The sequence below is a fragment of the Ilyomonas limi genome, from assembly GCF_005233845.1.
Classification (GTDB): Bacteria; Bacteroidota; Bacteroidia; order Chitinophagales; family Chitinophagaceae; genus Ilyomonas; species Ilyomonas limi.
This window is the reverse complement of sequence record NZ_SZQL01000012.1, coordinates 47619-67459: the sequence shown is the minus strand read 5'-3', so window position 1 is coordinate 67459 and position 19841 is coordinate 47619. Positions and strand designations below refer to the sequence as shown.

The following is a 19841-nucleotide window of genomic DNA, read 5'->3' as shown; positions in this document are numbered from 1 at the left end:
AAATTACCAAAGGGTTTTCTGAATGATTTGCTAACATAGACTAATTGCAGGTTTATGCCGGTGAATGACAATCGTTACCTGTTAAACAGCTATTCTGTTTCTGCCGACCCTATAATTTTCGCTTATACATTGCATTTATTTTATAGCCATTTCCAATCAACTTCAATTCCAATATGCTGTATAATGACTGGCTTATATTTTCGCCGTTTAAAGCATGTAGGTAGAGATGAAAATTTGTTCGGTAAACGAAAGATTTATTTTTACTAACGATTGTTTTGCAATTTGCAGCACTTATCTTCGCGACACTTTTAAAAAGATGTTATCTCCTTTCAACCATATTATTACTTCTAATACTGTAGCATTGACGGCTACTACCATCACTATTATTACAACCCTGTAAGGGGTTGTACATTGTCATATTATCCACCGGGCATCAATTGCTGTTTGAAATACAAGTAAAAGGCTGTGGACTTTGCCGAGGAGCGCACAGGTGTTGAAGTAAGTAATATATCAGCAGCATAGCAACACTGCAGCTCACTCTATAAAAAATAAATTCTTTACCTAACTAAATTCCCATCAGGGTATGAAGGTTTTAAAATTCGGCGGCTCTTCTGTAGCTAAAGCCGCAAATATTCAAAAAGTAGTAAATATAGTCAAGCGCGGCAACGAGCCTCAAATTGTTGTTGTATCTGCACTTGGCGGCGTAACAGATATGCTTATAAAAGCCGGTATGCTGGCTGAAAACGGCGATGAACTGTATAAAGAAGTGCTGCACGAACTGGAAATAAAGCACTTAGATGCAGCGCGCGAACTGCTGCCGGTAACCAATCAAAGCGGTTGCCTGAGTATGGTTAAGCAATACTTCAACGAACTGGAAGATATTTGCGAAGGTGTGTACCGCCTTCAGGAATTATCATTGCGTACAAAGGACAGAATAGTATCTTTCGGCGAGCTGCTTTCTTCCAAAATTATCTCAGCATATATGCTGTCGCAGCATGTGGCGCATCAATGGATTGATTCAAGAAAAGTAATTAAGACCAATAGTAATTTTAGCTTTGCCGGGGTTGATTTCAGCGAAACCAACAAGCTTATTTCCGATGCAATTTTCAGCTCAAAAGAAAACTTGTTTTTAGCACCGGGCTTTATTGCCAGCGATGTTAATAATCATACTACTACTTTAGGGCGCGGTGGCTCCGATTATACCGCAGCTATTTTTGCAGCGGCCGTCAATGCTTCTTCTTTAGAGATATGGACCGATGTAACCGGCATGATGACTGCCGACCCGCGCTGGGTTGCCAATGCCAAAACCATCGACAGCACCTCGTACCAGGCAGCTATGGAGTTATCACATTTTGGGGCAAAGGTGATTTATCCACCCACCATTCAGCCGGTGATGCAACAAAATATTCCAACTTATATTAAAAATACTTTTGCGCCTGATGAAAAGGGAACGCTTATACAAGAATTGAACAGCGCCTCTTCAGCGGCGGCGGGCACGGAAATTATTACCGGCATTTCCAGCATTAACAGCCTTGCGTTATTAAGTTTAGAAGGCAGTGGGATGGTGGGCATCCCAGGTTTTTCCAAGCGTTTGTTTGAAGCATTGGCAAATGAAAAAGTAAATGTTATTTTAATTACACAAAGCTCATCCGAACATTCCATCTGCGTAGCCGTAAATGCAGCCGATGCATCCAAAGCAAAAGAAGCCGTTGATAAAACTTTTGAGCCGGAAATCAGCAATGGCAAAGTAGAGCCATTGAAGATAGAAAGAGAATTATCCATTATTGCTTTGGTGGGCGATAAAATGAAAAGTCACCCGGGTATCAGCGGGCGTATGTTTGGTGCTTTGGGCAGAAATGGTATCAACGTACGCGCCATTGCACAAGGCTCTTCCGAGCGCAATATCTCTACCGTTATTGCTGCTGCTGATGTAAAAAAAGCAGTGAATGTATTGCACGAAGCTTTCTTTGAATCTACTACTTACAAGCAGTTAAACATCTTTATTGTAGGTGTAGGTAACGTAGGCAGTAAACTAATAGCACAGTTAAAACAGCAACAGGAATTTTTGCTGGAACATTCTAATATACAGGCGCGCATTACCGGTATTGCCAACAGCCGGAAAATGTTGTTTGTAGATAATGGCAATGCTATTAATCTAAATACCTGGCAACAAGATCTGGAAAAGGGCGATCAAATGAGCCTGGACAAGTTTGTAGAAACAGTAATAGATAAAAACCTGCGTAATGCGGTATTTGTAGATGTAACGGCAAATGGCGAAGTAGCTAAAGTGTATAAGCAATTATTAGAAAAAAGTATTTCGGTAGTAGCCTGCAACAAAATTGCCGCATCATCAGCTTATGACAACTATAAATCATTAAAGTTCACCGCCAATGAATTTAATGCATTGTATCTTTTTGAAACTAATGTAGGTGCAGGTTTACCGGTAATCAGCACACTGAATGATTTAAGAAAAAGCGGTGATGTGGTGAATAAAATTCAAGCGGTTTTATCGGGCACATTAAACTTTGTTTTTAATCATTACAACGGGTCTGTTCCTTTTGCTGAAGTAGTAAGGCAGGCACAAAAAGAAGGCTATACAGAACCCGATCCAAGGCTTGACTTAGGCGGTACCGATGTAATGCGTAAGATACTTATTCTCGCCCGCGAAGCCGGCGAACAAATGGAGATGGAAGACATTACCAACAATGGCTTTTTGCCCGCCAGTTGTTTTGAAGGCAGCGTAGATGATTTTTATGCCGAAATGCTGCGGCAGGAACCACATTTCAGAGCTTTATACGATGTTGCGCACAGCCGCAACAGCAAGCTGAAATTTGTAGCGCAATACGAAGGAGGCAAAGCTTCTGTTGGCTTGCAACATATACCTGCTGATTCCGACTTTTATCATCTGTACGGAAAAGATAATATTGTACTTTTTTATACCCAACGTTATCCTGTACAGCCATTAGTTGTAAAAGGTGCAGGTGCTGGTGCAGATGTAACAGCGAGTGGTGTGTTTGCAGATATTATAAGAGTTGCACGATAAGAGCAGCCCCCAGCCTCTAAAGGGGAGTTTGTAGCTCGTAAGGTAGAATATGACAACAAAGAATTTTTAGCTGCTATGAAATTACAATTCACACCAAATCACTTTCAATACTCCCCTTCCGGGGCTGGGGGCTTTGGGGGCATGCACTATGGTGCTCATCCTCTGATATTTAAGAAAGCGGAAGATTTGAGAAATAAAATGACACATGCAGAGGAGTTGTTGTGGAATTATTTAAAAACAAATGAATGGGGTTATAAGTTTAGAAGACAGCATCCCACCTTTATGTATGTGGCAGATTTTTATTGTCATCAGCTAAAGCTTATCATAGAAGTTGATGGCAGCATACATGAATCAGAAGATGTAAAACGTGATGATGCAATCAGAGAAAATCACTTAAAAAACTTAGGCTTAAAAAGCTTTCGTTTTAAGAATGAAAAAGTAATGAATAATTTAGAAAGTGTACTCAATCAAATAAAACAAATCATTCAACATGAACAATAACTCCCCTTCCACCTCAGCAGCTACAAGCTCCCCTTCAGGGGCGGGGGGCATTAGAGTTTTTAGTCCTGCCACGGTTGCCAATTTGGTTTGCGGCTTTGATGTGCTGGGGCTTTGCCTGCACGAGCCATACGATATTATGGATGTGAAGCTATTGGATGAGCCTAACATTATCGTGCGCAGTGCCGATGGTTATCCTTTGCCCGAAGATCCTGCACAAAATACGGCAGGTGCGCCACTCATAGAAATGCTGAAAGAGGTGGATGAAAACATCGGTTTTGAAGTATTAATACATAAGCGTATCAAACCGGGCAGCGGTGTGGGCAGCAGTGCAGCCAGTGCGGCAGGTGCAGTAGTAGCAGCTAACCATTTATTAGGTAATCGCTTTAGTAAAGAGCAACTCATTCAGTTTGCGATGTTTGGCGAAAAAGTAGCAAGTGGTGTTAAACACGCGGACAACATTGCGCCTTGTATTTATGGCGGCGTTACACTCATTCGCTCCATTTTTCCATTAGATATTATTCCGCTTACTGCTCCCAACTTATATGTAACGGTAGTACACCCGCAGATAGAAGTAAGAACAGCTGATGCCCGCGCTATTTTGAAGCAAAAAGTGCTCCTCAAAGATGCTATTAAGCAGTGGGGAAATGTGGGCGGTTTGGTTGCTGGTTTTTTGAAAGAAGATTACGATTTGATTGGTCGCTCATTGGAAGATTTTATTATAGAGCCGGTGCGCAGTATGCTCATTCCGGGCTTTGACGAATTGAAGAAGAAATGCAAAGCCGCTGGCGCTTTGGGTGGCGGTATTTCGGGTAGCGGACCTTCTGTTTTTATGCTAAGCAAAGAAGAAGCTACCGCACAACAGATAGCACAAATAATGGCAGCTATTTTCACCCGCATAGGAATAGACTTCCATACGTATGTAACCAGGATTAATGGCGAAGGGGTAAAGGTGCAGCAATAATTAGTCCTTTTACTAATAAACAAAAAGCAAAATGGGACAGTTCATGTTCCTATTAAAGGAGTGCTATTTCAAATAAACTTTACTTTCCAATAATCTGCTTTCCAAATGGTGCTAATGACAAGCCAGCCAGTTCCAGATGCTTGCGGGCGAATGGAATACCAATAATGGTGATGAATAAAAGAAAAGCAAAAACAATATGCACCAAAGCTGTATAGATGCCCCCGGTGCATATCCAGATGATGTTAAATAAAAGAGATAAACAACCACTGCTGCTTTGCGAGTCAACAACTGTTTTACCAAATGGCCACAATACAAAGCCTGCAATTTTAAAACATTGCCAGCCAAAAGGAATTCCGATAATGGTAACACAAAAAAGGAGTCCGCTAATTGCATAGCCTAAGGCCGATAAAAAGCCACCGCAGATAAGCCAGATCAAATTGCCAAGCAGGTTCATAATAATAGTTGTAAAAATAAAGGTGTAAAAATAAAGGGTTATAAAGCTTCCTTCATAACCCTTTATCCTTTATATCAACCATTTAGTTAATTCAACTTATCCATTTCTCCTTTTACAAACTCCATCAGATTTTTAATGTATGCCGGGGATAGATCAAACTTTAAACCCGCTGCCTCATACAACTGTGGCAATGTTTTGGTACCACCTAAGCTTAATGCATTAATATAATTCTGTAAAGCCTTGTCGGGATTTTCAATGTATTGCTTCCACAAGCCGATAGCTCCCAACTGTGCAATGCCATATTCAATGTAATAAAACGGCACTTCAAACAGGTGCAACTGGCGCTGCCAGCTATTTTTACGATATTCTTCCAAACCGGAGAAATCAACGGTATTGGTTGAAAATTCATCCAGAATATTGATCCATGCTTCGGTTCTTTCTTCTACTGTGTGCTTTGGATGCTCATATATCCAATGCTGAAACTTATCTATTGTAGCAATCCAGGGGAAGATGGTAATTACTCTTTCCAACTGGTGTTCTTTTGCACGTTTCAAATCTTCCTTATTGTCGAAGAAAGTATCCCAATGATTCATGGTAAACAGTTCCATTGCCATGCTGGCCACCTCTGCTATTTCCATTGGATATTCTTTAAAGGCATTCAGTTCCAGATTATGCGCCAGGAAAGAATGTACAGCGTGGCCACCTTCGTGCACCATGGTAGTTACATCGCTCATTTGCCCCGCCGCATTCATAAAAATAAACGGCGCACCACTCTCAGCGAGCGGACAATTATAACCACCCGGTGCTTTGCCTTTGCGGCTTTCCAGATCCAAATGACCAAGTGCATTCATCTTTTTTAAGCACTCAGCAAAAAATGGATTCAACTCTTCAAAGCATTGCTCGGTTTTTTCCAGCAGTTCTTTGCCCCCTTCAAACGGATGCAAAGGCTCCACTCCTTCTGGTTCTGCTTCGGTATCCCACGGGCGCAGTGTATCTACCCCCAGTTTTTCTTTTTTATGAATATTAATTTGTGCTACCAACGGTAATACATGCAGCTTTACAGCTTCATGAAACTGAAAACAATCCTCTTTGGTATAGTCAAACCTGCCCATTTCGGCAAATTTGTAATCCCGGTAGTTTTCAAAACCGGCATTGTGTGCAATTTGATCGCGCTTTTCTATCAACTGCGTAAAGAGTGCATTCAGCTTATCCCTATCCTGCAGTCTTCGCTCTTGTATCTTCCTGTACACTTCTTCACGCAGCTTGCGGTCATGGCTTTCCAAAAACTTAGAAGCCTGCTGCAGCGTATATTCCTGGCCATTTACTTCCACCGTCATAGCGCCGGTTATTACACCATATTGTTGTTGCAGTACGCTCAGTTCTGCCTGTAGTGGTATGTTTGCTTCGCGAAACAGCTCAATACTTTTGCGCACATTGCGGAGATAAGTAAAATATTTTTGCTGATCAAGCTCCTGCGTATAAGGCGAGTTGATGAGCTTTTTATTCAGTGCATCAGCATACGGTTGCAGTTTGGGCTGTATTTCCATGCAAAAGAAAGTAAATGCCTCTTCCAGTGCCTTATCGGTTGTATCGCAGGTCATTCGTATTTGCCGCCAGCAAGCATCTTCGCTTACTACCGCTTCCAGTTCGCTGGTGTCGTGCAGCCATTGTTCAAGATCTGCGCGGCTATTTATTGCTCTGTCTAACAATTCTTTAAAATACGGCTCCACAGCTTCCCAGGCAGTAAGCTTAAAGTCCCTGGGAATAAAGTGCCGCTGTATTTTTTGTATGTCTGCATTAAGTTGCATAATAAGTTGTTTTAAACTCGCCCCCGCCCCTCCCACTCGTGTGGAGAGGGGAACGTTGGAAATGAAAGGTGAATTAAAATTTTAAATGTTCATTCGATGAGAAAAAGTGTAATTTAAACACTTCTTTGTACAGCGCTCAAGACTTGAAGCTTGCAGCCTGAGGCTTGTAGCTTAACACGTACATCGTGCATCCATTTACGACTCATCCGAGGTCTGAATCTCATCGTTCATTGTTTCATCTGTCGCTGCTGTTTCCGCCTCATTTCTCAGCTTTATTTCAATATTGTTTTGCTGTAAAATGGAGAACCATTTTATCATTTTCTTCATATCACTGGCATATACACGGTCAAAGTCCATACCGGGATATACCTTTTCGTAGTAAGCTTTCACCGCTTTTGCATCTTTAGCATCGGGCAGTGGTTCGCTGCTTTGCTGCATTGCCTTGAAAACGTCTGCGAGGTTTACATTTTCATGATTGGTATAAACTTCTATGCTCTCCAGGTGCGAAAAATTGTGTACGCGCGACGAAACAAACTTTGTACTTCCATCTTCGAGCGAGCGCACAATGGCGCCATCGTTTTTGCTGCCTGCCAACTCGTATAAACCGCCTAAACCGGTAACAGAAATTATTTTACTGTATTCCATACATCCATTTTTTAAGTGTTGCAAAGTAATATAATAGTGCTGAAAGACTTCCTAAATAGAAGCGAAAAAACAAAGATGCAGTTAAAGGCAGTCGTTTTAATACTTCGGCTGTCTAAAGTGACATTATACTTATTTAATGTCAAAGCACCTAAATATTGCTATTATCGCTTAATAAATTATTAATTTAACCTATAACGTTGCTTAAAAAGTAAGCATGTTATACGTTTTATATAATAAAATACACTGCAAAAGCATAACATCCCGGTTATAAATCGTAGCTTTAATTGATTTGGTTAAAGCTGAAAAATGGATGAAAATTACAGAACAGCCAAACTCTTTAGCCATGTATAGTATATTTGCTGAAGTTTACTTATTTAATAATTTACCAATATCACTGGTTTAAAAGTGACAGTTATGGGAAAACGTTACGGATTTCTGTTAAAAGTCATGCTTCTTTTCATGGACTTATGCCTGCTCAATTGCTGCTCTCTTTTAGCATACTGGTTAATAGATTTACCCGCCAACTCCTGGTTGCTAATTAATCTTTTTATATGCAATAGCTGTTGGGTGCTTTCGGCGGTATTTTGCAAGCTTTACAAATCTGGCGCCCGTACCACCATGCGTGCCATCACCAGCCGTACTGTAAAAACCGTAATTGTAAATGTAAGTGTACAAATGCTACTTTTTCATTTTTTAAAGAAAGCCCACTTGCCTCATCATGTATTGCTCAGTATTATTTGCTCCTATTCTTTACTTATTATAGCCAGCCGTATTTTTATTAATAATGTACTGGAATTCTTTATTGAAAAAGCCAAATTACAACGTAAAACAGCTATTGTAGGCTACAACAATACCGGCGTGCAACTTGCCAATCTTTTGCAACAGCGCAAAAGCATGTATTCGTTTGAAGGTTTTTTTGATAACCCGGATACTAAATACGATGGCTTACTGGTTGATAATAAAGGAAAAATTGTAGGCAGCATAGACCATTGTATAGATTATGCAGTAAAAAACGATATCCGCGAAATTTATTCTACCATATTACCACACCAAAGTGTTGCTATGCAAAAGCTGATGGAAGTGGCCGACAAAAACTGTGTACGGATAAGATTTGTGCACGACAATAATCTCAGCGCTTCTACGCAGCATCGCATTGAGTACTTTCTTGATGAACTACCGGTTATCAGTTTGCGGTCGGAGCCATTGCAAAATTTCAGGAACCGCCTTTTTAAAAGAGCAGTGGATGTGGCTATTAGCGGCTTTGCCCTGTTGTTTATCTTATCCTGGCTCACACCTATTCTCGCTGTTATTATCAAGGTGCAATCCCCAGGACCTGTATTTTTTAAACAGCAACGCTCGGGCAAAAACAACGTGCCTTTCTGGTGCTATAAGTTTAGAAGCATGACGGTGAATGACAAAAGCGATACATTACAAGCCACTAAAAACGATCCGCGTGTAACGCCTATTGGCGCCTTTTTACGTAAAAGCAGTCTTGATGAATTTCCACAGTTCTGGAATGTTTTTATAGGCGACATGAGCATCATTGGGCCGCGCCCACACATGCTAAAACATACCGAGCAATACAGTGCCATCATTAACAGGTACATGATACGCCAGTTTCTTAAACCCGGCATTACCGGCTGGGCACAAGCCAATGGCTACCGCGGTGAAACAGAAAGTGTAGAACTGATGGAGAAAAGAGTAGAACACGATATCTGGTATATGGAAAACTGGTCGCCTAACCTCGATTTAAAAATATTTGTGCGCACCCTGCTTTCTATTTTTATGCGCGAGGAAAGAGCTTATTAAAGAAATAGAATAAGATCAAATGAAAAGCCATGTCAAGCATGGCTTTTTTTGGCAAAAAAATATGCAGCCTTTGATTAGTTAACGAAGGCTGCAGCTTTTGGAGCCATAGTAAACAGCTGTTGGCTGTAATCAAAAATGCCATTTGAAGGCTATTATTTTCCCATCTTCAATTACGGTAAAAGCCCCAAGCCATTTCCTTTTACCAGATAACTATTGTTAAATTTTTATTTAGTGCATAATAATTGCGGTATTTTCAAACCGAATACTTTTGATACACAATACACCTGCGCTTATGAAGCATTTATTTGTGCTAACCTGTTTATTATTTTTTGCCTGTAACAACAAAAAAAACAACAACAATAACAACCGTACTGCTAACCAGCCAACCGGCTTTGGTACAAAGAATGTAGCCGGTGTTTTCTACGATACACTGCCCTGCGCCGATTGCCCCGGCATGGCGGCCAAGCTGTACCTGAAGCCCGACAACAGCTTTATTATGGAACTGGCGTATATAGGAAAAAATGTTGTATATGACTTGGGCAAATGGTCCCTAACCGACAGCATCTTAAAACTTACCGGCACCGAAGGTATAAGCCAGTTTAAAATTTTAAATCATGCCACTATAAAGCTGCTGGATAATGAGGGTCGGATGATATACGATACAACTAATAGACGCTTGACTTTGCAGCGTAATAATACCCCCTTCCAACCGCTGCAGCCCGTACCGGTAGAAGGCATTTTTTCGGCTGATGGCAATACGATGAATATCCTCATTTGTGCAATGGGCAACAATTATCCCGTGGCACTTGCACCCAGTGCAATGAGTATGAAAGCGGCTTACAATAAAGCAATACATAAAAAAAGCGAGCCGTTGTATGCAAAGCTGAAAGGTCATTTTGAGTTGCGCCCCTCGCTGAATGATACCACTACCAAAGACTTTTTTGTGGTAGAACATTTTATGGCATTTGTTCCTGGGCAGCAATGCAAATAACCGCTTTCGGCAGGATTGCATTCCTATTTGTAAAAACAGCACACTTTTATGTAAATTATTTCAGGTTTTGTTTGGTGGAGACAACATCCTGAATGGCAGTGTATTTCAAACTCATTCATATACCAGCGCAATAGTAGCCCCGTATCAAACATTTATTCCCTGTGCTTTTACATAATACACTTAGAATTTGTTTCTTTGCACCTCAATTAAATTCCTCTCTGTATGAGTTACATTTCCGACATCCATGCCCGCCAGATTCTCGATAGCCGCGGCAATCCAACCGTAGAAGTAGATGTGCTAACCGAAAATGGTATTCTTGGCCGTGCAGCGGTTCCATCCGGCGCCTCCACCGGCATACACGAAGCCGTGGAACTTCGTGACAACGATAAGCAAGTATATATGGGTAAAGGTGTAATGAAAGCCGTATCCAATGTAAATGATATAATTACCGAGCAGTTGACCGGCTACCCGGTTACCGACCAGGCCGGCTTAGATAAAAGATTGCTGGAGTTGGATGGCACCGAAAACAAAAGTAAGCTGGGCGCCAATGCCATGCTTGCCGTATCGATGGCTGTTGCTAAAGCTGCTGCCGAAGAAAGCGGTTTACCATTGTTCCGTTATTTGGGCGGTGTAAATGCCACCGTATTGCCCATTCCGCTCATGAATATTTTGAACGGTGGTGTACATGCCGATAACAAAATAGATTTCCAGGAATACATGATTGTGCCCGTGGGCGCCTCTTCTTTCAGCGAAGGACTGCGCTGGGGCGTAGAAGTGTTTCACAACCTTAAAAGTGTATTGAAAAAGAAGGGCTTTAGCACCAATGTGGGTGATGAAGGTGGTTTTGCCCCCGATATTCAAAGTAATGAAGAAGCGATAGAAACCGTGTTGCAGGCGATAGAAGCTGCCGGCTACAAAGTGGGCGACCAGGTAGCTATTGCGCTGGACGCTGCAAGCAGCGAAATGTTTAAAGACGGCAAATACAAGTTTTACAAGAGCAGCGGCAAAGCGATAAGCAGCGATGAAATGGTAGCTTACTGGACAGAATGGGTAAACAAATATCCCATTGTATCCATTGAAGATGGCATGGCAGAAGAAGACTGGGATGGCTGGAAGAAACTGACAGATGCCATTGGCAATAAATGCCAGTTGGTTGGCGATGACTTGTTTGTAACCAATACCAAAATTTTGCAACGCGGTATTGATATGGGTGTTGCCAACAGTATTTTGATAAAAGTAAACCAGATTGGTACCGTAACCGAAACCATTAATGCCGTACAACTTGCGCAAACCAACGGCTACACTACTATTATGAGCCACCGCAGCGGCGAAACCGAAGATACTACTATTGCCGACCTCGCAGTTGCGCTGAATTGCGGTCAGATAAAAACCGGCTCTGCCAGCCGTACCGACCGTCTGGCAAAGTACAACCAGCTTATCCGTATAGAAGAAATGCTGAATGGCAATGCCATTTATCCCAACGGAAAAAAATTGTACAGTAAGTAAATGAAGTATGATAAATGGCAGTTAACTTTATAACTGCCATTTGTTTTTAGAACAAAATTTTGTGAGTGGTAAGTGAAAGGCCAAACGTTAGAAAGGAAATAAAGGTGAGTTTTAAACAGTTTTTCACTTACCATTTACAATATTCACTATTTAATTTATGTTTTCCGTTATATGAGAAAAACAGCTTCGCGGATATTTAAAATTGTAAGCAATAAGTATATGATTGCTTTAATTGCTTTTGTGTTGATGATGCTGTTTTTTGACGATAACAATCTCTTTTTACAACTTGACCGCAAACGCCAGTTGAATGCTTTGCTAAAAAGTAAAGCGTTTTATGAAACAGCCATTGCCAACACACAGCAAACGCTTGACAATCTGGAGAGCAGCCCTGCTTCGATTGAAAAATTTGCACGCGAAAATTTCCTGATGAAGCGTGATAATGAGGACATCTTTATAGTAGATACGCTTGCTAACAAAAAATAAACAATTAATTTACAATAATATTTTATTGCTATCCGTTTATTATGCATGTCATCATTTTTACAAACACCCCGCTATGCCTAAATTTACAACTGAGGATCTCTTATCGTTTTTGTATGATGAAATAAGTGTAGAAAAGAAAAAGGAAATAGAAGCTGCCCTGCAAACCGATTGGGCACTATCGCAAAAGTATCTGGTATTGAAAGAAGCACACGCCAGGCTCAGCAATATAAAGCTTGCTTCTCCCCGCAACAAAACAATAGCCGCCATCATGCAGTATGCTGAGGAAAGCATACACCTTCCTAAATAACTGCTGTTCTCTTTATTTTCTTGTTTTTTATTATGCAAGCTTTGTTTTAAGCCGGCTGTATTTTGCAATATATCTATACGCGCGCATCACTATATTCATTTACGCAAAACGGCGGCAATTCAAATTTTCGCATAATAGCTCCGATATTTATGTCGGGGAAATACGTTATCATCAGCGAATATTTGAAATGCATTTAAGCAAACCTTTTACGTTTGTTAGTCATTCCTGTATTACTCCTTCTTTATCCGAATTTGTAAATGGCTATTATTTTTGCCAGGTTATACATTGCAGCCATTAGAACTTCCAGGAAGTTATTATATAAAAAACCTTGATAAGCATGCATGCTTATCAAGGTTTTTTATATAATAATTACAGCTTATTTGTTTGTAATGTTATTCTGCAATTTTATCTTAGGTGTATCCTGTTTGTTCTGCGCAGGCGTTTCGGGTTTTAAAGTAGCAGCAAGTTGTACGGCTGCATAGGCATTTAAAAATCCACCGCTGCTGCACAAATCTTTTACCGGCACTGTTTTATTGGTTCCCGGCTCCTGTACGAGCACCGAATCGGGCAATTGCACCACCGATTTTTCGATAGCATATTTTACCTGTTGAGCCGATAAGTCTGGGAAATAAGAACGTATCAATGCAGCCACGCCGGCTACCACAGGGGCTGCCATGCTGGTGCCCTGCAAAAAGCCGTACCTGTTGCCGCCCGGCAGCGTAGAATAAATTTTTACACCTGGTGCAAACACATTTACTTCACCTGCACCATAGTTGCTGAAAGAAGCAATGATGTTGCCGCTACCAATATGTTTATCGCTGCTGGCACCAACCGTAATAAAGTTGGTTGCGGTGGTATGAAAAGCTTTCAGGTCGGAATTGGGATAATTGTCAGTGCTGTCTATATCTTCTGCTTCGTTACCGGCAGCATGAACAATCAGCACATCTTTGCTTTCGGCATAACGCACAGCCTCATCCACCCATTGTTTTTCGGGCGAATAGCCTTTACCGAAACTCATGTTGATGACTTTAGCGCCATTATCTACGGCATATTTGATAGCCAATGCAATGTCTTTATCATATTCATCACCTTGCGGTACCGCGCGGATCATCATAATTTTAACGTCGTTGGCAACACCCTGCATACCAATATTATTATCCCGTTGTGCTGCTATAATGCCGCTTACGTGCGTACCATGCATAGGGTCGCCTGCCATTACATCGCTGTTGCCGTAATACCGGTCGTTGATGTTGTAATAATCATCGCCTATTATTTGTGCGCGATAGTTGGGTGGTGCAGTGGTTTTCGCATCAACAGACTGTTGCTTACTTTCTATTTCATCATCCAGCTCATTAATAATTTCGGTGTTTGTCATACTATTATCTAATTCGGCCAGCTTGGCTAAGGTAAGTAAAGCAAATTTTGCCTGTTTCCCTTCGGTGCTTTTGGGCGCAAACTGCTCTACATCATCAATAGAATACACCTTTTTTTGCATTTCATCCTGCAGCTTTTTATCATTCTTGTGCATGAGCTTGAGCATCATATTCATGTACATCAGCTCGGTTTGGTCGTTGCCGCCGGATTGTATTTCGCTGGCGGCTTTTAGCCAGGTATTATACTGCTCTTTTTCCAGCTCATTCATGGTATCCTCATCAATGCTTTTGCCAGAGAACTGATTTTTGAAACGGTAATACACGCGCGTTCTTTCATCTACATCTTTACTCAGGTTTTCGCCGTTTTCATTACCCAAAAAATTCCAGCCATACACATCATCTACATAGCCATTGCCGTCATCATCTTTACCATTGCCAGGAATTTCTTTTGGGTTATGCCAGAGAACATTTTTCAGGTCTTCGTGCGTGGTATCCACCCCCGAATCAATAACTGCAACTACCACCTGCTTTGGCTTTTTAGAGGCTAAAAACTGATATGTATTGTTGAGACTGATACCGTAAAAGCTATCTTTTGCCGGGTCGAGCAGTTGCCAGCCTTTCATATCGTGCTGCTGGGCAAATAGCGTAGAAAAAAAGAATAATACCGGCAAGCAGCCGAGGAGCATTTTCAACTTCATGTGCAAATAAATAAAATATTGTTCTTACAAAGTTTGTTCTTAACTATCAGAATAAATGTTATAAAGGTTTAATTTAAGAAATAATTAGAGGCTGTTTGGAAGAATTTAAGCGTTAAGGCGCAAAGAACATTTTGAGTAGTTTTCTTCGTCCTGCTCTTTGCAGTTGCTAATACTAAAAGTATAAAATTTTTCAACAATCATTTATCCGATCTATTTTACCCTTGCATATCAACCCGGGTCATCTGTGCGCTATTTATCAGGCATTATTTATACCGCAATGTTATCCGCAGCTTATTCTTTCTATCTCCCGTTGTCCACCTTGGACCTGTTTTGATGGCACTGATGGCTTCGTTAGCTGTTTGCGAATCGGGCGCATGTAATACCTTAAAATCACTTGGTTCGCCTGAATCATTAATAGAAAACTCAAGCTGCAAATCGCCATCAATGTACGCATTCGTTAGGGTAGTATCATATTTCTTTTGCAATTTATTATATACATATTCCCTGAAAGATTGCCAGCCGCCTTCGGGCATTGTTGCAGTAGTATCGGCTACTTTTTTATCGGCAGTACCTATGTTAATCACTTCTACATCGGATAACAGAAAAGGCCTTTCTTTTAAAACAATCCTGTTGTAACCGCCCCTTAATGATTGCTTTTGCAAAGGTTTGTATCCCAAAGCCGAAATGCTGGCAGTAACCGTACTATCGGTAGTGGCAATGCGAAAATTACCGTCTCTGTCTGTAACTGCTGCAGTGCTGTCCTGCAGGATGATTTTGGCGTTAGGTACCGGTTGTTGCTTGTTGTCGGTAATGGTTCCGGTAAGTACCCTGGCGGGCGCCCGCATTGCCATTACACTATTTGCACTTTGTGCCGCTGCTGTATTATTATCGTTGGTCATAGCAGTCATTGGCGCCGTTGCCTGAGCCGCTGATGGTTGTTTTTTTGAGATAATCCTTTTTTTGTTTTTGGCTAATAAACGTTGGTCTTTTTCAGCCGGCGCCTTTTCAGCACTATCCGTTTTAATGGCAGTTGTATCGTTTACAGGCGGAACAACCTGTTGCACATGCATTTGCACCGAATCCTGCTGAAGCATCGTGCTGCTTTCGTTTTTGGCAAGCATAGCATTATTTGCTTTTTTAAAATAGATAAAAAAAGAAATACTGCCAATACAAGCCAATAAAACTACGGCCGCGGCTACCTGCCAGCTTTGATATTTTCTGTAGCGTGGAAGCGGCACTACTTTACCCTGCTGCTGTGGCTGCTGTATAGCTCTTTCAATTTGCGATAAATGCGTTTGCGCCTGTTGCATATTTGCTTGGCGGTAGCCTTCCAGCGCATCTGCCAAAAAAGGATCTTCGAGGGCGGCACGCTCCAACTCGTGCATTTCCTTGGCAGTCATGCCGCCCTGCAGGTACCGCTGAATATCTGCCAGTGTGTAGGTAATATGTTTATCAGCCTCAGCCATGTTGCTCCATACATATTTTAAGGTTGCGCCTGCCGTTTTGTATCAGGCTGCGTATTTTATTCCATTCCATTGCCGTTTGCGCTGCTATTTCGTTGTAGCATTTATTTTCAAAATAAAAGAGTTGAATTGCCATGCGCTGTTCATCACTCAATTTTTCCATGCACTGCTCCAGCATTTTAAAATGTGCTTCTTTATCCAATAAATCATCCAGATGCAGCAGGTCGGCCGATTGCATAAATGTTGGTTGAAATTCAACAATGGTTGCTGTTTTGCTGCGGCGCAGCTGCATAAGACAATGATTTTTTACCACTACATATAACCAGCTTTTAAAGTGGTGTACTTCCTGTGCAGGTAGTTTTTGCAGCAATTCTGTATAAATGTTCATTACCGCATCTTTAGCGGCTTCTGCATCTTTGAGGTATTTAAGACAGGTACCATACACCAGCTCGCTATAGCGCAAATACAACGTAGCCAATGCCTGCTGGTTATTGTTTTGTTTGAACAACAACAGCAACTCCTCATCAGTTTCCAGTGCTTTTTGTATTTGTTTAATGGGTAACAAAATGATGATCGTATAGCTTAGGTAATAACTTTATAGTATTGGCAAGCCTGTCAAATATTCCGTTGCACAAGATAATGTAAAAAAATTTCTGAACGGTTTATGTAAAAGTACCTAAAGCCACATCCCATTGAAAAACCAATGCTATATGAAAAGAGAAACGTACGTAAGCATTCCGCAGCCATGCCACGAAAACTGGGATTCAATGACGCCGCAGGACAAAGGCCGCTATTGTGCAAGCTGTGCTAAAACAGTCATCGATTTCAGCCTGATGAGTGATGCGCAGGTACTCTATTATTTATCGCAATCCAAAGGCAGATTGTGCGGGCGCTTTTCGCAGGAACAAACAGAACGACCGCTGGTACCAATGAAAAGGGAAAAGAAAATGATATGGTGGATGGCAGCCTTTATTCCATTGACGTTGTTGCTGAATAAGGCGAATGGGCAATTTAAGAAGGATAAAAACGTGAAGGAAAATATTGTATTTCTTAATAACTGCTGGCAAAGGACGGATTTGGTTATTGCAGACAAACAACAGGTATGTGGCATAGAACAAAGTAGCAGTAATAAATTAATCACCGGAATCATAGTTGATGAAAACAGGCTTCCTATAAGTGGTGCTTCTATTATTTTGAAGGGAACAATGATTGAAACTGTATCGGATACTGCCGGTAAATTTCGTTTAAGCTTTGCTACAAACAGTTCTTCAGTAACCGTTAGCATCTCGTATATAGGTTATCAAACAAAAGAAATAGACTATACTTTCAATAATGCCGGTGAAATAAATTTAAATACACAATCCTTAACGCTGGAGCCCACATCGATGGGTGATGTAGTTGTGATTGCAGGTTATGCAATACCTCATCATCGTGTAAAACAGACAGACACTCTCAAAACAACTGTACGAAAAATCTTCCACGCCAATTTATTCAAAGTTTATCCTAATCCGGCAACACGCGGCAATGCTATACATATGGAAGTAAAGAATGAAGGACATTACTCTATACAATTATTAGACGTTCATTCAAAGCTCATAACGCACAGCTTGTTTGATGCTGTAAAAGGCGCCAAAACAACTACTGTTATTATTCCTTCCACCGCCGCAACAGGCATATATTTTATCCGCCTGATTAATGATGATACAAAACAACAATACACAGATAAAATTATTGTTGAATAGCCCCATACTATTATTCACTTACATACAATCTACAATTATGAAATACTTGTTATTACTTAGCACAATATGCCTGTTTGCATTTGCATTTGTTGCCAACGAAGGCAGAACGATAGAAGGCACTATACAGGATCAAAAGGGCAATCCAATTGAAGGTGCTTCTGTTGGCATAAAAGGAACAATCACCGGAACGCTAACTGATTCAAATGGCCATTTTAAATTAGAGATGCCTGTTGAAAATGCGGTATTGGTAATTTCGGCCCTTGGTTATGGAACAGTAGAGTTTAAACTTAATCAGGAGAATACAATAGCTGTTACCCTACAAAAAACAAACACTACACTTGACGAAGTAGTGGTAGTAGGCTATGACGCACAACAGAAAAAATCATTTACAGGAGCCCTATCTGTTACAAGAAATTTTACCGTGCCCCATGTGTTACAAGGAAGGGCAGCAGGCGTTTATATTACCTCCAAAAGAGCCGGAAGAGCACAAAAAAATAAAGCACTGACTAACCCTGATAAATACGCCAATATCAATCAGGACTTCAACCGCGAAGGTTATGATAAAATAACAGAAAACCCGTTTTTAAAAGTAACAGGCAACCCTTTATCCACTTTTTCAATTGATGTAGATGCAGCTTCGTATAGTAATGTACGCCGTTTTATCAACAACAAAGAATTGCCGCATGCAGGTGCCGTACGCATTGAGGAAATGATTAACTATTTTACCTACCAGTACCCGCAACCTCAAAGTGGTGAGCCATGTAGTATTAACACAGAGCTTTCCACTTGTCCGTGGAATGAGGAGCATCACCTACTACTAATTGGTTTGCAGGGCAAAATTATTTCTGCTGAAACATTGCCCGCAAGCAATCTTGTATTTCTCATAGATGTAAGCGGCAGTATGACCGATGAGCATAAACTGCCATTGGTACAATCGTCGTTAAAGTTATTAACCGATCAGCTACGTCCGCAGGATAAAGTATCCATAGTAGTATATGCAGGCAATGCGGGATTGGTATTGCCGCCCACAACAGGCGACCATAAAACAACTATCAAAGATGCCATTGGCCGGCTGGAAGCGGGTGGCTCTACTGCTGGTGGCGAGGGTATAAAACTGGCTTATGCCACTGCCAAACAAAACTTTATAGAAGGGGGTAACAACCGCGTGATACTTTGTACCGATGGTGATTTTAATGTGGGTGTAAGCAGCGATGATGAACTGGAAAGGTTGATAGAACAGGAACGCGAAACAGGTATTTTTCTTACGGTGCTGGGCTATGGCATGGGCAACTACCAGGACGCAAAAATGCAAAAACTGGCAGATAAGGGCAATGGCAATCATGCGTATATTGATGGCATCAGTGAAGCTAAAAAGGTGTTGATAAACGAGTTTGGTGGTACCTTGTTTACCATAGCCAAAGATGTGAAATTGCAGATAGAATTTAATCCAGCTAAAGTACAAGGGTATAGGCTGATAGGTTATGAAAACCGTATGCTGGCTAAAGAAGATTTTAATAATGATAAAATAGATGCCGGTGAGTTAGGCAGCGGTCATACTGTAACAGCTTTGTACGAAATTATTCCGGCAGGTGTACCCACCAATGAACTGGATAGCGTGGATGCATTGCGCTATCAAACAACAAAAAAAGTAAAAACTTACAATCAGTTTACCGATGAATTGCTAAACATAAAACTACGGTATAAGCAACCCGATGAAAATGTAAGCAAGCTATTGCAGCATCCGGTGAAAGGTAATACTGTTGCATTGAGTAATACTTCACCCAACTTTCGCTTTGCCTCCGCTGTAGCTTCCTTTGGTATGTTATTACGCCATTCAAAATACAAAGGCAGCTTTGGGTACAATGACATTGTACAATTAGCCACACAAGCTGCCAGCAATGATATCGAAGGATACCGCAGGGAGTTTATTCAACTGGTACAAAATGCGAGTCAGCTAAAAGATAAGCCTGTTGCCAAAGCTGAATAATAGCAGCTTGCAATAAGCTGCAAGCCACATGCATTGAGCCTTGAGCTGTGGTCATGGAATGTTGCTTAAT

The 19841-nt window shown here is 41.1% G+C and carries 17 protein-coding genes; 11 read left to right on the top strand and 6 right to left on the bottom strand.

Translation table 11 applies throughout. The features are described 5' to 3' along the window. Window positions 1-226 precede the first annotated feature (226 nt). From FC093_RS23785 to FC093_RS14870, 4 genes are all read left to right on the top strand, one after another. Window positions 227-400, top strand: coding sequence for a hypothetical protein (locus FC093_RS23785; RefSeq protein WP_170971103.1), 174 nt, complete (start codon window positions 227-229; stop codon window positions 398-400). 183 nt (window positions 401-583) lie between these two features. Continuing rightward, window positions 584-3043 carry a bifunctional aspartate kinase/homoserine dehydrogenase I gene (thrA, locus tag FC093_RS14880; RefSeq protein ID WP_137262594.1) on the top strand — a complete coding sequence of 820 codons (2460 nt, stop codon included), beginning with the start codon at window positions 584-586 and terminating at the stop codon, window positions 3041-3043. 75 nt (window positions 3044-3118) lie between these two features. Then, the gene (locus tag FC093_RS14875; RefSeq protein ID WP_137262593.1) at window positions 3119-3544 is read left to right on the top strand and encodes an endonuclease domain-containing protein; all 426 of its coding nucleotides are present in this window, start codon (window positions 3119-3121) and stop codon (window positions 3542-3544) included. After that, complete coding sequence (locus FC093_RS14870; RefSeq protein WP_137262592.1) at window positions 3534-4505, top strand: homoserine kinase; 972 nt, start codon at window positions 3534-3536, stop codon at window positions 4503-4505. Before FC093_RS14875 ends, FC093_RS14870 begins: the two co-directional genes overlap by 11 nt. A 79-nt stretch (window positions 4506-4584) precedes the next feature. Here the strand turns inward: FC093_RS14870 and FC093_RS14865 are convergent, their stop codons facing one another. The 3 genes from FC093_RS14865 to FC093_RS14855 all read right to left on the bottom strand — a co-directional run bounded on the left by FC093_RS14865 (window position 4585) and on the right by FC093_RS14855 (window position 7412). Further along, on the bottom strand, window positions 4585-4959 hold the full coding sequence (locus FC093_RS14865; RefSeq protein WP_137262591.1) for a YccF domain-containing protein: 375 nt from the start codon (window positions 4957-4959) through the stop codon (window positions 4585-4587). Window positions 4960-5045: 86 nt separating this feature from the next. Beyond that, window positions 5046-6767 (bottom strand): M3 family oligoendopeptidase, encoded by a 1722-nt coding sequence (locus FC093_RS14860; RefSeq protein WP_137262590.1) that lies wholly within the window; start codon window positions 6765-6767, stop codon window positions 5046-5048. Between the two features lie 195 nt (window positions 6768-6962). Continuing rightward, complete coding sequence (locus tag FC093_RS14855) at window positions 6963-7412, bottom strand: DUF5606 family protein (protein ID WP_170971102.1); 450 nt, start codon at window positions 7410-7412, stop codon at window positions 6963-6965. Between the two features lie 414 nt (window positions 7413-7826). Between FC093_RS14855 and FC093_RS14850 the strand changes: the two genes are divergently transcribed. From FC093_RS14850 to FC093_RS14830, 5 genes are all read left to right on the top strand, one after another. Beyond that, the gene (locus tag FC093_RS14850) at window positions 7827-9221 is read left to right on the top strand and encodes an undecaprenyl-phosphate glucose phosphotransferase (protein WP_137262589.1); all 1395 of its coding nucleotides are present in this window, start codon (window positions 7827-7829) and stop codon (window positions 9219-9221) included. A 292-nt stretch (window positions 9222-9513) separates the two neighbouring features. After that, on the top strand, window positions 9514-10212 hold the full coding sequence (locus tag FC093_RS14845; RefSeq protein ID WP_137262588.1) for a copper resistance protein NlpE N-terminal domain-containing protein: 699 nt from the start codon (window positions 9514-9516) through the stop codon (window positions 10210-10212). Between the two features lie 222 nt (window positions 10213-10434). Then, on the top strand, window positions 10435-11718 hold the full coding sequence (gene eno / locus FC093_RS14840; RefSeq protein ID WP_137262587.1) for a phosphopyruvate hydratase: 1284 nt from the start codon (window positions 10435-10437) through the stop codon (window positions 11716-11718). A gap of 171 nt (window positions 11719-11889) precedes the next feature. Continuing rightward, window positions 11890-12201, top strand: coding sequence for an FtsB family cell division protein (locus tag FC093_RS14835; protein WP_137262586.1), 312 nt, complete (start codon window positions 11890-11892; stop codon window positions 12199-12201). A gap of 73 nt (window positions 12202-12274) precedes the next feature. After that, window positions 12275-12508, top strand: coding sequence for a hypothetical protein (locus FC093_RS14830; protein WP_137262585.1), 234 nt, complete (start codon window positions 12275-12277; stop codon window positions 12506-12508). 376 nt (window positions 12509-12884) lie between these two features. On the opposite strand, the gene FC093_RS14825 is transcribed toward FC093_RS14830, so the two are convergent. From FC093_RS14825 to FC093_RS14815, 3 genes are all read right to left on the bottom strand, one after another. Continuing rightward, on the bottom strand, window positions 12885-14579 hold the full coding sequence (locus tag FC093_RS14825; RefSeq protein WP_137262584.1) for a S8 family serine peptidase: 1695 nt from the start codon (window positions 14577-14579) through the stop codon (window positions 12885-12887). 263 nt (window positions 14580-14842) lie between these two features. Then, a complete protein-coding gene (locus FC093_RS14820) occupies window positions 14843-16045 on the bottom strand; it encodes a carboxypeptidase-like regulatory domain-containing protein (RefSeq protein ID WP_137262583.1) in 1203 nt (400 codons plus the stop codon). Beyond that, on the bottom strand, window positions 16038-16607 hold the full coding sequence (locus FC093_RS14815) for an RNA polymerase sigma factor (RefSeq protein WP_170971101.1): 570 nt from the start codon (window positions 16605-16607) through the stop codon (window positions 16038-16040). Before FC093_RS14815 ends, FC093_RS14820 begins: the two co-directional genes overlap by 8 nt. 145 nt (window positions 16608-16752) lie before the next feature. Between FC093_RS14815 and FC093_RS14810 the strand changes: the two genes are divergently transcribed. Beyond that, window positions 16753-17784 carry a T9SS type A sorting domain-containing protein gene (locus FC093_RS14810; protein ID WP_137262582.1) on the top strand — a complete coding sequence of 344 codons (1032 nt, stop codon included), beginning with the start codon at window positions 16753-16755 and terminating at the stop codon, window positions 17782-17784. A gap of 37 nt (window positions 17785-17821) precedes the next feature. After that, on the top strand, window positions 17822-19771 hold the full coding sequence (locus FC093_RS14805; RefSeq protein WP_137262581.1) for a vWA domain-containing protein: 1950 nt from the start codon (window positions 17822-17824) through the stop codon (window positions 19769-19771). Window positions 19772-19841: the final 70 nt, after the last annotated feature.